This is a genomic window from Sorangium sp. So ce321 (assembly GCF_051530195.1).
In the GTDB taxonomy this organism is placed as follows: domain Bacteria; phylum Myxococcota_A; class Polyangia; order Polyangiales; family Polyangiaceae; genus Sorangium.
On record NZ_CP150329.1, the window covers coordinates 5,146,573 to 5,162,588 of the forward strand.

General features: G+C 70.0%; 2 protein-coding genes. Both read left to right on the plus strand.

Annotated features, from left to right (window positions below):
• Nucleotides 1-100: 100 nt before the first annotated feature.
• Complete coding sequence (locus WME89_RS19365) at nt 101-14,857, plus strand: non-ribosomal peptide synthase/polyketide synthase (RefSeq protein ID WP_438011948.1); 14,757 nt, start codon at nt 101-103, stop codon at nt 14,855-14,857.
• A 71-nt stretch (nt 14,858-14,928) separates the two neighbouring features.
• The gene (locus WME89_RS19370) at nt 14,929-15,969 is read left to right on the plus strand and encodes a TauD/TfdA family dioxygenase (protein WP_438010594.1); all 1,041 of its coding nucleotides are present in this window, start codon (nt 14,929-14,931) and stop codon (nt 15,967-15,969) included.
• Nucleotides 15,970-16,016 lie beyond the last annotated feature (47 nt).

Below are 16,016 nucleotides of genomic sequence, written 5' to 3' on the forward strand. Positions count from 1 at the left end.
TTTCCAGGTGATCATCGAGCAGGACGAGCTCCTGTCGGGCACAGATCGCTACAATGTCTATGCCTCCAGGAGAGGCCTGAGGGGAAGGGAAGAGGGCCTCATGCGCCTGCGTCCCATCCAGGGCTACATCGACGAGGCGCGGCCGGTCTCGCCGGGCGCGCTGCGCGACCACGCGCGCGAGCACCTGCCCGAGCACATGGTGCCGAGCGCCGTGGTGCTGATGGACGGGATCCCGCTCACGCGGAACGGGAAGGTGGATTATCGGCTGCTCCCCGCGCCCGACGCGGTGGCCGGCGGGGTCCGCGCGCGCCACGAGCCGCCGCGGACGCCCATCGAGGAGATCCTGCACGGGATCTGGTGTGATCTGCTGGGGGCTCCGCACCTGGGCATCCACGATGACTTCTTCCAGCTGGGTGGGCACTCGCTGCTGGCGACGCAGCTCACGGCGAGGATCCGGCAGGCGCTCCACCTGGATGTCCCCCTGCGAGTGCTCTTCGATGCTCCCACGATTGCCCGGATGTCCCCCGAGGTGGAGCGCCTGCTGAAGGAGCAGGGCGGGGTCGGCGTGGCCCCGCCCATCGGGCCGCGACCCCGCGGCGGGGAGCTGCCGCTCACGTTCTCTCAGGAGCGGTTGTGGTTCTTGCAGGCGCTGATGCCGGACGGGGTGCATTACAACACGCCGGCTGCGGTGCGCGCGCGTGGCGAGCTGTCGATCGAGGTGCTGAGCCGGGTGCTGACGGAGATCGTGAGGCGGCACGAGGTGCTGCGCACGGTGTTCCATGAGCGGGGCGGGATCCCGGTGCAGGTGGTGCAGGAGCCCGGTGTGGTGGCGGTTGCCGTCGAAGAGGCGACGGGCCTCGTCGCGGAGGAGCGGGAGGCGGCGCTGCTGGCGTGGGTGGAGCGGCACGCGTCGGAGCGGTTCTCACTGTCGGCGGGCCCGCTGGTGAGGGCGTCGGTGCTGCGGCTGTCGTCGGATGAGCACGTGATCTTCGTGGGGATGCATCACATCGTGACGGACGGCTGGAGCATGGGCGTCCTGGTGCGGGAAGTGGGCGCGCTGTACGAGGCGTTCCTCGCAGGGGAGCGGTCACCGCTGCCGGAGCTTGAGATCCAGTACGGTGACTTCGCGGTGTGGCAGAGGCGGTGGTTGCAGGGCGAGGTGCTGTCGCGGCAGGTGTCGTTCTGGAAAGAGCAGCTGAGCGGGGTGTCGGCGCTGGAGCTGCCGACGAGCCGCCCGCGGCCTGCGCAGCCGAGCTACCGAGGCGCGGTGCACCGTCAAAGGCTGCCGGTGTCGCTGTCGAGGCAGATAGCGGCGCTGGGTCGGGAGTGCAATGCGACGGTGTTCATGACGCTGCTTGCGGCGTTCGACGTGCTGCTGTCGCGGTATGCGCGGCAGGAGGACGTGTGCGTGGGGACGCCGATAGCGAACCGTGGCCACGCGGGGCTCGAGGGTCTGATCGGGTTCTTCGTGAACACGCTGGTGATGCGGGCGGACCTGTCGGGCAACCCGAGCTTCCGGGAGCTCGTGGGGCGGGTGAGGGAGCGAGCGCTGGCGGCGTATGCGCACCAGGACATCCCGTTCGAGCAGGTGGTGGAAGCGGTGAACGTGGAGCGTGACCTGGGCCGGCATCCGCTGTTCCAGGTGATGTTCATCCTGCAGAACGCGCCGGAGGGGGAGCTGTCGCTCCGAGGGCTGAGGCTGGAGGGCGTGGAGTTCGAGACGGGGACAGCGAAGTTCGACCTGACGCTGTCGATGGTGGAGAGCGACGAGGGTCTGGAGGCAGGCTGGGAGTACAGCACGGACCTGTTCGACGCGGAGAGCGTGGCGCGGATGGCGCGGCACTTCGAGACGCTGCTCGGGGCGGTGGTGGCGGAGCCTGGCGTGCGGATCGGGGAGGTGGAGCTGCGGGACGAGGCGGAGCGCGAGCAGATGGTCGCGTGGAATAGCACGGAGACCGACCTCGGTGCCGGGCGAGATTCGATGTCTTGCGTGCACGAGCTGTTCGAGGCGCAGGCTGCGCGCACGCCGGGCAGGACGGCGCTGGTGTTCGAGGGCGAGCGGCTGACGTATGGCGAGCTGAACACGAGGGCGAACCAGCTTGCGCATCACCTGAGGCGGCACGGAGTGGGGCCGGAGACGGTGGTGGCGGTGGTGGCGGAGCGGTCGTTGGAGCTTGTGGTGGCGCTGTACGGGGTGCTCAAGGCCGGCGGCGCGTACCTTCCGATCGATCCGACGTATCCGTCCGAGCGCATCCGGGTGGTGCTCGAGGACGCGGCGTCGCCCGTGGTGCTGACGCAGGAGAAGTGGAGCAGCGGGCTGCCCGAGACGTCGGCGCGGGTGGTGCGCCTGGACGCCGACTGGGCGGCGATCGAGCGCGAGCGTGGCGACGATCCGCGGCGAGTCGTGGGCCCCGAGCACCTGGCGTACGTGATCTACACCTCGGGCTCGACGGGTCGGCCGAAGGGGGTGGAGAACAGCCATCGTGGGATCGTGAACCGGCTGCTGTGGATGCTGGAGGACAGCGGCCTCGGCGAGCAGGACGCTGTGTTGCAGAAGACGCCGTACACGTTCGACGTGTCGGTGTGGGAGCTGTTCGCGCCGCTGCTGTGCGGCGGGCGGCTGGTGGTGGCGGCGCCCGAGGGTCACCGCGACCCTGGGTACCTCGCGGACGTGATCGAGGCGGAGGCGATCAGCACGGTGCACTTCGTGCCGTCGATGCTGCAGGCGTTCCTCGAGTCGGTGGATGCGCGCCAGTGCGGGTCGCTGAGGCGGGTGATCTGCAGCGGAGAGGCGCTGTCGCGGGAGCTGCAGGAGCGGTTCTTCGGCAAGCTGGGGGAGGGCGAGGGTGCGCCCGAGCTTCAGAACCTCTACGGGCCGACCGAGGCGGCGGTGGACGTGACCTCGTGGCGCTGCCGGCGGGGCGATTCGCAGGGGAGCGTTCCCATCGGGAAGCCGGTGGCCAACACGCGCATCTACCTCCTCGACCGCCAGCTGCGGCCTATGCCGGTGGGGGTAGCGGGTGAGCTGTACATCGGCGGAGTGCAGGTGGCGCGCGGCTACCTCAAGCGGCCCGCGCTGACGGCCGAGCGGTTCATCCCTGATCCGTTCAGCCGCACGCCGGGCGCGCGGCTGTACCGCACCGGGGATCTGGCCCGGTATCGCGGCGACGGGGCGATCGAGTACCTCGGTCGCATCGACTTCCAGGTGAAGCTGCGCGGGTTCCGGATCGAGCTCGGGGAGATCGAGGCCGCGCTGCTGGCGAGCGCGCAGGTCCGCGAGGCGGCGGTGCTGCTGCGCGAGGACCGCGCGGGCGATCCGCGCCTCGTGGCGTACGTCGTGCCGCGCTCCGAGCCGGACGTCGATGTCGAGGCGCTGCGGCGGGCCCTGGAGCTCGCGCTGCCGTCGTACATGGTGCCGAGCGCCTTCGTGGCGCTGGAGTCGCTGCCCCTGACGACGAGCGGCAAGCTCGACCGCAAGGCGCTGCCTGCGCCGGAGCTTGAGGCGCTGGAGAGCGGCTACGAGCCGGCGCGGACGCCGGTGGAAGAGACGCTGGTGGGGATCTGGGCGGAGGTGCTGGGGCTCGAGGCAGAGCGCGTGAGCATGAGGGCCGACTTCTTCGAGCTGGGCGGTCACTCGCTGCTGGCGACGCGGGTGGTGTCTCGGGTCCGCGATGCGCTCGGTGTCCCGCTGCCGCTGCGCGCGATGTTCGAGAACAGCACGGTGTCGTCACTGTCGAAGGCGGTGGAGCAGGCGCAGCGCCAGGCGCAGGGTGTGCAGGCGCCGCCGCTGGCGCGCGTCGCACGCGGCGGGGAGTTGCCGCTGTCGTTCACGCAGGAGCGGCTGTGGTTCCTGCAGGCGCTGACACCGGACGGAGTGCATTACAACACGCCTGCTGCGGTGCGCGCCCGTGGCGAGTTGTCGATCGAGGTGTTGGGTCGGGTGCTGACGGAGATCGTGAGGCGGCACGAGGTGCTGCGTACGGTGTTCCGTGAGCGCGACGGCGTGCCGGTGCAGGTGGTGCAGGAGCCCGGTGTGGTGGCGGTTGCCGTCGAAGAGGCGACGGGCCTCGTCGCGGAGGAGCGGGAGGCGGCGCTGAGGGCGTGGGTGGAGCGGCACGCGTCAGAGCGGTTCTCGCTGTCGGCAGGCCCACTGGTGAGGGCGTCGGTGCTGCGGCTGTCGTCCGATGAGCATGTGATCTTCGTGGGGATGCATCACATCGTGACGGACGGCTGGAGCATGGGCGTCCTGGTGCGGGAGGTGGGCGCGCTGTACGAGGCGTTCCTCGCGGGGGAGCGGTCGCCGTTGCCGGAGCTTGAGATCCAGTACGGTGACTTCGCGGTGTGGCAGAGGCGGTGGTTGCAGGGCGAGGTGCTTTCGCGGCAGGTGTCGTTCTGGAAAGAGCAGCTGAGCGGGGTGTCGGCGCTGGAGCTGCCGACGAGCCGCCCGCGGCCTGCGCAGCCGAGCTACCGAGGCGCGGTGCACCGTCAAAGGCTGCCGGTGTCGCTGTCGAGGCAGATAGCGGCGCTGGGTCGGGAGTGCAATGCGACGGTGTTCATGACGCTGCTTGCGGCGTTCGACGTGCTGCTGTCGCGGTATGCGCGGCAGGAGGACGTGTGCGTGGGGACGCCGATAGCAAACCGTGGCCACGCGGGGCTCGAGGGTCTGATCGGGTTCTTCGTGAACACGCTGGTGATGCGGGCGGACCTGTCGGGCAACCCGAGCTTCCGGGAGCTCGTGGGGCGAGTGCGGGAGCGAGCGCTGGGGGCGTACGCGCACCAGGACATCCCGTTCGAGCAGGTGGTGGAGGCGGTGAACGTGGAGCGTGACCTGGGCCGGCATCCGCTGTTCCAGGTGATGTTCATCCTGCAGAACGCGCCGGAGGGGGAGCTGTCGCTCCGAGGGCTGACGCTTGAGGGCGTGGAGTTCGAGACGGGGACAGCGAAGTTCGACCTGACGTTGTCGATGGTGGAGAGCGACGAGGGTCTGGAGGCAGGCTGGGAGTACAGCACGGACCTGTTCGACGCGGAGAGCGTGGCGCGGATGGCGCGGCACTTCGAGACGCTGCTGTCGGCTGTGGTGGCGGAGCCTGGCGTGCGGGTCGGGGAAGTGGAGCTGCGGGACGAGGCGGAGCGCGAGCAGATGGTCGCGTGGAACAGCACCGAGACCGACCTCGGTGGCGGGCGAGATTCAATGTCTTGCGTGCACGAGCTCGTGGCGGCGCAGGCGGCGCGCACGCCGGAGCAGGTGGCGCTGGTGTTCGAGTCCGAGCGGCTGACGTATGCGGAGCTCAACGCGCGTGCCAACCAGCTTGCGCACTACCTGAGGCGGCACGGGGTGGGGCCGGACACGGTGGTTGCGGTGCTGGACGAGCGGTCGTTGGAGATGGTGGTGGCGCTGCTGGGCATCCTGAAGGCCGGCGGCGCCTATCTCCCGCTGGATCCGGCGCACCCGGCGCAGCGGCTGTCCTTCAGCATCGACGACGCCCGCGCGCCGGTGCTGCTGACACGCGCGAAGTGGAGCGCGACGAGCGCGTCGGCGGCGCACGCGGAGCACGCGGCGCACGCGGAGCACGCGGCGCACACGGCGCACACGGCGCACACGGCGCGCGTCGTGCACCTGGACTCGGACTGGCCCGAGATCGCGCGTGAGTCGACCGAGGACCCCGCGCCCCTGAGCACGGCCGAGCACCTGGCGTATGTCATCTACACCTCGGGCTCCACCGGCAAGCCCAAGGGGGTCGAGAACAGCCACCGTGGGATCGTCAACCGCCTGCTCTGGTCGCGGGAGCGCTTCGGCCTCTCGAGCGGTCACAAGGTCCTGCAGAAGACGCAGTACACGTTCGATGTGTCGGTGGCGGAGATCTTCTGGCCGTTGATCGACGGCGCGTGCCTTGTGCTGGCGCGCCCGGGTGGGCACCGGGATCCGAGCTACCTGGCGGAGCTGATCGCGGCCGAGGGGATAACGCACATCCACTTCGTGCCGTCGATGCTGCGGGCGTTCCTGGACGAGGCGGACCCGTCGCGCTGCGGAGGGCTGCAGTGCGTGGTGTGCAGCGGAGAGGCGCTCACTGGAGACCTGCCGAGGGGTCTGTTCGAGAAGCTGGTGAGCGGGCTGGAGGTGTACAACCTCTACGGTCCGACCGAGGCGGCGGTGGAGGTGACGTGGTGGCGATGCGGCGAGGGCGACAGCGATGCTGGCGTGCCGATCGGCAAGCCGCTTGCGAACACGCAGATTCACCTGCTGGATGAATCGATGCGTCCGGTGCCGGTGGGGGTGCCCGGGGAGCTGTACATCGGCGGAGTGCAGGTGGCGCGCGGCTACCTCAGGCGGCCCGCGCTGACGGCCGAGCGGTTCGTGCCTGACCCGTTCTCGAGCGAGCGCGGAGCGCGGCTGTACCGCACCGGGGATCTGGCCCGGTATCGCGGCGACGGTGCGATCGAGTACCTCGGTCGCATCGACTTCCAGGTGAAGCTGCGCGGGTTCCGGATCGAGCTCGGGGAGGTCGAGGCCGCGCTGCGCGCGCACCAGGGCGTCAAGGACGCGGTGGTGGTGGTGTGGCAGGAGCGGCTGGTCGCGTACGTGGTTCCGGCGGAGTCGGGCGCGATGCCCGCGCGCGCGGCGCTGCAAGAGCTGCTGCGCAGCACGCTGCCCGAGCACATGGTGCCTGACGTGTTCGTCGCGCTGGAGTCGCTGCCCCTGACGACGAGCGGCAAGCTGGACCGCAAGGCGCTGCCTGCGCCGGAGCTGGAGGGGCTGGAGAGCGGCTACGAGCCAGCGCGGACGCCGGTGGAAGAAGCGCTGGTGGGGATCTGGGCGGAGGTGCTGGGGCTCGAGGCAGAGCGCGTGAGCGTGAGGGCCGACTTTTTCGAGCTGGGCGGTCACTCGCTGCTGGCGACGCGGGTGGTGTCCCGGATCCGGGATGCGCTCGGGGCTCCGCTGCCGCTGCGCGCGATGTTCGAGAACACGACGGTGTCGGCGCTGTCGAAGGCGGTGGAGCAGGCGCAGCGCCAGGTGCAGGGTGTGCAGGCGCCGCCGCTGGCGCGCGTCGCACGCGGCGGCGCACTGCCGCTGTCGTTCACGCAGGAGCGGTTGTGGTTCTTGCAGGCGCTGACGCCGGACGGGGTGCATTACAACACGCCTTCGGCGGTGCGCGCGCGTGGCGAGCTGTCGATCGAGGTGCTGAGCCGGGTGCTGACGGAGATCGTGAGGCGGCACGAGGTGCTGCGCACGGTGTTCCATGAGCGGGGCGGGATCCCGGTGCAGGTGGTGCAGGAGCCCGGAGCAATTGCCATTGCCGTTGAAGAGGCGAGGGGCCTCGTCGCGGAGGAGCGGGAGGCGGCGCTGCGGGCGTGGGTGGAGCGGCACGCGTCAGAGCGGTTCTCACTGTCGGCGGGCCCGCTGGTGAGGGCGTCGGTGCTGCGGCTGTCGTCGGATGAGCATGTGATCTTCGTGGGGATGCATCACATCGTGACGGACGGCTGGAGCATGGGCGTCCTGGTGCGGGAGGTGGGCGCGCTGTACGAGGCGTTCCTTGCGGGGGAGCTGTCGCCGCTGCCGGAGCTTGAGATCCAGTATGGTGACTTCGCGGTGTGGCAGCGGCGGTGGCTGCAGGGCGAGGTGCTGTCGCGGCAGGTGTCGTTCTGGAAAGAGCAGCTGAGCGGGGTGTCGGCGCTGGAGCTGCCGACGAGCCGCCCGCGGCCTGCGCAGCCGAGCTACCGAGGCGCGGTGCACCGTCAAAGGCTGCCGGTGTCGCTGTCGAGGCAGATAGCGGCGCTGGGTCGGGAGTGCAATGCGACGGTGTTCATGACGCTGCTTGCGGCGTTCGACGTGCTGCTGTCGCGGTATGCGCGGCAGGAGGACGTGTGCGTGGGGACGCCGATAGCGAACCGTGGCCACGCGGGGCTCGAGGGTCTGATCGGGTTCTTCGTGAACACGCTGGTGATGCGGGCGGACCTGTCGGGCAACCCGAGCTTCCGGGAGCTCGTGGGGCGGGTGCGGGAGCGAGCGCTGGCGGCGTATGCGCACCAGGACATTCCGTTCGAGCAGGTGGTGGAAGCGGTGAACGTGGAGCGTGACCTGGGCCGGCATCCGCTGTTCCAGGTGATGTTCATCCTGCAGAACGCGCCGGAGGGGGAGCTGTCGCTCCGAGGGCTGAGGCTGGAGGGCGTGGAGTTCGAGACGGGGACAGCGAAGTTCGACCTGACGCTGTCGATGGTGGAGAGCGACGAGGGGCTGCTGGCGGGCTGGGAGTACAGCACGGACCTGTTCGACGCGGAGAGCGTGGCGCGGATGGCGCGGCACTTCGAGACGCTGCTGTCGGCTGTGGTGGCGGAGCCTGGCGTGCGGGTCGGGGAAGTGGAGCTGCGGGACGAGGCGGAGCGCGAGCAGATGGTCGCGTGGAACAGCACCGAGACCGACCTCGGTGGCGGGCGAGATTCAATGTCTTGCGTGCACGAGCTCGTCGCGGCGCAGGCGGCGCGCACGCCGGAGCAGGTGGCGCTGGTGTTCGAGTCCGAGCGGCTGACGTATGCGGAGCTCAACGCGCGTGCCAACCAGCTTGCGCACTACCTGAGGCGGCACGGGGTGGGTCCGGACACGGTGGTTGCGGTGCTGGACGAGCGGTCGTTGGAGATGGTGGTGGCGCTGCTGGGCATCCTGAAGGCCGGCGGCGCCTATCTCCCGCTCGACCCGGCGCACCCGGCGCAGCGGCTGTCCTTCAGCATCGACGACGCCCGCGCGCCGGTGCTGCTGACACGCGCGAAGTGGAGCGCGACGAGCGCGCCGTCGGCGCACGCGGCCCGCGTCGTGCACCTGGACTCGGACTGGCCCGAGATCGCGCGTGAGTCGACCGAGGACCCCGCGCCCCTGAGCACGGCCGAGCACCTGGCGTATGTCATCTACACCTCGGGCTCCACCGGCAAGCCCAAGGGAGTGGAGAACAGCCACCGTGGGATCGTCAACCGCCTGCTCTGGTCGCGGGAGCGCTTCGGCCTCTCGAGCGGTCACAAGGTCCTGCAGAAGACGCAGTACACGTTCGATGTGTCGGTGGCGGAGATCTTCTGGCCGTTGATCGACGGCGCGTGCCTTGTGCTGGCGCGCCCGGGTGGGCACCGGGATCCGAGCTACCTGGCGGAGCTGATCGCGGCCGAGGGGATAACGCACATCCACTTCGTGCCGTCGATGCTGCGGGCGTTCCTGGACGAGGCGGACCCGTCGCGCTGCGGAGGATTGCAGTGCGTGGTGTGCAGCGGAGAGGCGCTCTCTGGAGACCTGCCGAGGGGTCTGTTCGAGAAGCTGGGGAGCGGGCTGGAGGTGTACAACCTCTACGGTCCGACCGAGGCGGCGGTGGAGGTGACGTGGTGGCGATGCGGCGAGGGCGACAGCGATGCTGGCGTGCCGATCGGCAAGCCGCTTGCGAACACGCAGATTCACCTGCTGGATGAATCGATGCGTCCGGTGCCGGTGGGGGTGCCCGGGGAGCTGTACATCGGCGGAGTGCAGGTGGCGCGCGGCTACCTCAGGCGGCCCGCGCTGACGGCCGAGCGGTTCATCCCTGATCCGTTCAGCCGCACGCCGGGCGCGCGGCTGTACCGCACGGGGGATCTGGCCCGGTATCGCGGCGACGGTGCGATCGAGTACCTCGGTCGCATCGACTTCCAGGTGAAGCTGCGCGGGTTCCGGATCGAGCTCGGGGAGGTCGAGGCCGCGCTGCGCGCGCACCAGGGCGTCAAGGACGCAGTGGTGGTGGTGTGGCAGGAGCGGCTGGTCGCGTACGTGGTGCCGGCGAAGTCGGGCGCGATGCCCGCGCGCGCGGCGCTGCAAGACCTGCTGCGGAGTACGCTGCCCGAGCACATGGTGCCTGACGTGTTCATGGCGCTGGAGTCGCTGCCCCTGACGACGAGCGGCAAGCTGGACCGCAAGGCGCTGCCTGCGCCGGAGCTGGAGGCGCTGGAGAGCGGCTACGAGCCGGCGCGGACGCCGGTGGAAGAAGCGCTGGTGGGGATCTGGGCGGAGGTGCTGGGGCTCGAGGCAGAGCGCGTGAGCGTGAGGGCCGACTTCTTCGAGCTGGGCGGTCACTCGCTGCTGGCGACGCGGGTGGTGTCCCGGATCCGCGATGCGCTCGGTGTCCCGCTGGCGCTGCGCGCGATGTTCGAGAACACGACGGTGTCGGCGCTGTCGAAGGCGGTGGAGCAGGTGCAGCGCCAGGTGCAGGGTGTGCAGGCGCCGCCGCTGGCGCGCGTCGCACGCGGCGGCGCACTGCCGCTGTCGTTCACGCAGGAGCGGCTGTGGTTCTTGCAGGCGCTGACGCCGGACGGAGTGCATTACAACACGCCGGCTGCGGTGCGCGCGCGTGGCGAGCTGTCGATCGAGGTTCTGAGCCGGGTGCTGACGGAGATCGTGAGGCGGCACGAGGTGCTGCGCACGGTGTTCCATGAGCGCGACGGCGTGCCGGTGCAGGTGGTGCAGGAGCCCGGAGCAATTGCCATTGCCGTTGAAGAGGCGAGGGGCCTCGTCGCGGAGGAGCGGGAGGCGGCGCTGAGGGCGTGGGTGGAGCGGCAGGCGTCGGAGCGGTTCTCGCTGTCGGCAGGCCCGCTTGTGAGGGCGTCGGTGCTGCGGCTGTCGTCCGATGAGCACGTGATCTTCGTGGGGATGCATCACATCGTGACGGACGGCTGGAGCATGGGCGTCCTGGTGCGGGAGGTGGGCGCGCTGTACGAGGCGTTCCTCGCGGGGGAGCGGTCGCCGTTGCCGGAGCTTGAGATCCAGTACGGTGACTTCGCGGTGTGGCAGCGGCGGTGGCTGCAAGGCGAGGTGCTGTCGCGGCAGGTGTCGTTCTGGAAGGAGCAGCTGAGCGGGGTGTCGGCGCTGGAGCTGCCGACGAGCCGCCCGCGGCCTGCGCAGCCGAGCTACCGAGGCGCGGTGCACCGTCAAAGGCTGCCGGTGTCGCTGTCGAGGCAGATAGCGGCGCTGGGTCGGGAGTGCAATGCGACGGTGTTCATGACGCTGCTTGCGGCGTTCGACGTGCTGCTGTCGCGGTATGCGCGGCAGGAGGACGTGTGCGTGGGGACGCCGATAGCTAACCGTGGCCATGCGGGGCTCGAGGGTCTGATCGGGTTCTTCGTGAACACGCTGGTGATGCGGGCGGACCTGTCGGGCAACCCGAGCTTCCGTGAGCTCGTGGGGCGAGTGCGGGAGCGAGCGCTGGCGGCGTATGCGCACCAGGACATCCCGTTCGAGCAGGTGGTGGAAGCGGTGAACGTGGAGCGTGACCTGGGCCGGCATCCGCTGTTCCAGGTGATGTTCATCCTGCAGAACGCGCCGGAGGGGGAGCTGTCGCTCCGAGGGCTGACGCTTGAGGGCGTGGAGTTCGAGACGGGGACAGCGAAGTTCGACCTGACGCTGACCATCGTGGAGAGCGACGAGGGGCTGCTGGCGGGCTGGGAGTACAGCACGGACCTGTTCGAGGCGGAGAGCGTGGCGCGGATGGCGCGGCACTTCGAGACGCTGCTCGGGGCTGTTGTGGCGGAGCCTGGCGTGCGGATCGGGGAAGTGGAGCTGCGGGACGAGGCGGAGCGCGAGCAGATGGTCGCGTGGAACAGCACGGAGACCGACCTCGGTGCCGGGCGAGATTCAATGTCTTGCGTGCACGAGCTCGTGGCGGCGCAGGCGGCGCGCACGCCGGAGCAGGTGGCGCTGGTGTTCGAGGGCGAGCGGCTGACGTACGGGGAGCTCAACGCGCGTGCCAACCAGCTTGCGCACTACCTGAGGCGGCACGGTGTGGGTCCGGACACGGTGGTTGCGGTGCTGGACGAGCGGTCGTTGGAGATGGTGGTGGCGCTGCTGGGCATCCTGAAGGCCGGCGGCGCCTATCTCCCGCTCGACCCGGCGCACCCGGCGCAGCGGCTGGCTTTCAGCATCGACGACGCCCGCGCGCCGGTGCTGCTGACACGCGCGAAGTGGAGCGCGACGAGCGCGCCGGCGGCGCACGCGGCCCGCGTCGTGCACCTGGACTCGGACTGGCCCGACATCGCCCATGAGTCGACCGAGGACCCCGCGCCCCTGAGCACGGCCGAGCACCTGGCGTATGTCATCTACACCTCGGGCTCCACCGGCAAGCCCAAGGGGGTCTTGATCCACCACAAGGCCCTGACGAACTTCCTCCAGAGCATGGCGCGCGAGCCCGGGCTCGCCGCGCGAGATGTCCTCCTCGCCGTCACGAACATCACCTTCGATATCGCGGCGCTGGAGCTCTTCCTGCCCCTCCTGTGCGGAGCGCGCATCGTGCTGGCCGGCACCCGGCAGGCCGCCGACCCGGACGCCCTCCAGCGCCTCTTGGACGCGCACCGCGTCACCGTCATGCAGGCCACGCCCGCGACCTTCCGCATGCTGGTGGACGCCGGCTGGCGCGGCGGGCAGGGGCTGCGCATCCTGTGCGGCGGCGAGGCGATGCCCTCCGATCTCGCCGCCGCGCTGCGCGAGCGCGCCGCCGCCGTCTGGAATCTCTACGGGCCCACGGAGACCACGGTGTGGTCCTCTTGCCTGCGCGTCGAGGCGCACGACGCGCAGGGCTCCGGGACCATCTCCATCGGCCGCGCCATCGCCAATACCACCCTCCACATCCTCGACCAGAGATTGCAGCCCGTGCCCGTGGGAGTGCCCGGGGAGCTGTACATCGGTGGAGTGCAGGTGGCGTGGGGCTACCTCCGGCGGCCCGGCCTGACGGCGGAGCGCTTCTTGCCCGATCCCTTCTCGGGCGAGCGCGGAGCGCGGATGTACCGCACCGGAGATCTGGCCCGGTATCGCCCCGACGGGGCGATCGAGTACCTCGGGCGCATCGACTTCCAGGTCAAGCTGCGCGGCTTCCGGATCGAGCTCGGCGAGATCGAGGCCGCGCTCCGGGCCCACGAGGGCCTCAGCGACGCTGTCGTGGTGATGCGGCAGGAGCGCCTCGTCGCGTACGTGGTGCCCGCGAGCGCCGGAGACGCGCCATCACGGGCTGCCTTGCAGGAGCTCCTGCGCAGCCGGCTGCCCGAGCACATGGTCCCGGGCTTCTACGTCGCGCTGACCGCGCTGCCCCTGACCTCGAGCGGCAAGATCGATCGCAAGGCGCTCCCCGACCCCGAGGCGGACCTGCCTGCGGCCGCCCACGAGCCGCCGCGCACCCCGATGGAGAGAGCGCTCGCGCGCATCTGGGGGGAAGTCCTGGGCGTGGACGTCGCCACGCTCGGCATCCAGGACGACTTCTTCGCGCTGGGCGGCCATTCGCTGCTGGCCACCCGGGTCGTCTCCCGCATCCGCGATCAGCTCGGCGTGGAGGTGCCCCTGCGGAGCGTCTTCGAGGCGGCCACCCTCTCGGCGCTCGCCGAGCGGCTGAGCCGCGCCCAGACCGGGCCCGCTGCCCTGCCGCCGATCCGCCGCGCGCCGCGCGCCGGGAACATCCCTCTCTCGTACAACCAGCAGGGCATCTGGATCGCCGCGCAGATGGGGGAGTCGCACCAGCGCGCCTACAACGTGGCCTTCGCGTTCCGCCTGCGCGGTCCCTTGCTCCTGCCCGCCCTGGAGCGCGCCGCGAGCGACCTGATCCGGCGCCACGAGTCGCTGCGCACCCGCTTCGTCGAGGAGGACGGGAGGCCTTTCCAGGTCATCGATCCTGCCACCGAAAGGCCGCTGTCGTTCCACGATCTCTCCGGCATGCCCGAGGAGGTCCGCCTGCGCGAGGCCGGCACCTTGATCGACGCGGAGGCCGAGGTCGTCTTCGATCTGGCGCGCGAGCACCTCTTCCGCCTCCTCGTGATCCGCCTCGCGGCCGAGGAGCACATCCTGCAGATCGTCTCCCACCACCTCGTCTGGGACGGCTGGTCCAGCGGGCTCGTGCTGCGCGACCTCGTGGCCTCCTACCAGGCGGAGCTCGCGGGCGACAAGCCCGCCATGCCGGAGCCTTCCATCCAGTACGCCGACTTCGCTACCTGGCAGAGGCAGCTCGACGGACGGTACATGGACGCCCAGCTCGACGTGTGGCGCAGGTCCCTTGCCGGCCACAGCCAGAACTTCGTCTTTCCCACGGACAGGCCCTATCCCGAGCGCGTCTCCAACGAAGGGGCCCGGGTCAACTTCCGGTTCCCCGAACCGGTGAGGCGTGGAATCCTCGCCCTCGCCCAGGCCGAGCGATGCACGGTGTTCATGACCGCGCTGGCCGGCTTCAAGGCGCTCATGGTCCGCCACACCGGCCAGGAGGATCTGTGCCTCGGCACCGTCGTCACCGGCCGCACCCACGTGGACACCGAGGACGTCGTAGGCAACTTCGTGAACTCGCTGGCGCTCCGCAGCTCGCTGCGCGGAGATCCCTCCTTCCGCGAGCTCATGGGGCGCGTGCGCGAGACCGTGCTGCAGGCATTCTCCAACCAGGATCTGCCGTTCGATCGCCTGGTCGAGACCCTGAGCCCGCCCCGGAGCTCCGGGGCGCAGCCCTACTTCCAGGTGGTCTTCGCCCTCGAGAACCTGCCGGACGGGGGCGACTCGCCCGAGGGGCTGCTCATCGAGCCGTTCGGCGAGGCCGCGGAGGCGACCAAGTACGACCTGGTCCTCTGGATCATGGAGTCTCCCCAGGGGCTCTCCGGCTCGCTGCAGTTCCGCACGCAGCTCTACGAGCAGGCCACGATGAGCCGCCTCTGCCGGCAGTACCTGACCTTGCTGGCCTCGGCCGCGGAACAGCCGGATACGCCGATCTCCCGGCTCGAGGTCCAGGCCGCCGACGACAAGGCCGCCCGCGACGAGGAGGACCACAAGCGGAGAGAGTCCAGCGTGCGGCGCATGAAGCAGACCAAGCCGAAGGCCATCCGCACGACGAAGCCATGAACCCGCTCTGCGCCACGCAGACCGCACAGCCCTCTTGCACCGCCGATGCCCCACGTCACGAAGGAAACGCCATGAAAGCCGGATCGCCCAGATTGAAGAGCTTGAACGACGTCAAGCGCCAGAGCATTCGCCTCAGCCAGGCTTCCCTGGTGAAGTCGCGCCCCTTGCAGGAGGGGAGGCGCCTCCTGCTCGTGGAGCCCAGCGCGGACACGATCGACCTCGCCGCCTGGGCCAGGGACAACCGCTCCTGGGTAGAGGAGCACCTGCTCCGGCACGGCGGCCTCCTCTTCCGCGGCTTCGCGCTGCCCGACGCGGCCGCCTTTCAGGAGGTCGCCGCCGCTATATCGCCCGACCTGCTCGACTACGTGGAGCGGGCCGCGCCGCGCAGCCAGGTCGCCGGCAAGGTGTTCACCTCCACGGAGTACCCGGCCGATCAGTGGATCCCGCTGCACCACGAGATGTCCTACTCGCACAACTGGCCGACCAAGCTCTACTTCTACTGCGACGTCCCCGCCGAGGAAGAGGGCTATACGCCCGTGGCCGACGATCTGGAGATCTTCGCCAAGCTCCCCCAGGCCATCAAGGAGAAGTTCCTGGAGAAGGGCGTCATGTACGTGCGCAATTACGGGCAGGGCGCCGACATGCCGTGGTGGGAGGTCTTCCAGACCCGGAGCAAGCAGGACGTCGAAGCCTACCTCGCGAGCACGAGGACCGAGTACGAGTGGCGTGGTCAGGATCAGCTCCGCACGCGCATGCGCCGGCAGGTGACCGCCACCCACCCGAAGACCGGCGACACCGTGTGGTTCAACCACGCCCACATGTTCCACAGCTCCAACATGCCCGCCCCCGTGCGCGCCGCGCTTCGACGGGAGTTCAAGGAGGATGAGCTGCCCCGCAACGCCTTCTACGGCGACGGGTCGCCCATCGAGGACGAGGTGGCGCAGGCGATCCGGGAACTCTACCGCGAGTCGGCCATCTACTTTTCGTGGCAGAAGGGTGACGTGCTGCTCCTCGACAACTTCCTCACCTCTCACGGCCGATCGCCGTTCAAGGGACATCGCAAGATCTACGTGGCCATGGCCGAGCTCTACACGAACCCGGATTTCCGCTGAGCGCCCGGCGCCGGCTGGCCGTAAAAGCGGCGCCGGGAGCCGAGCGA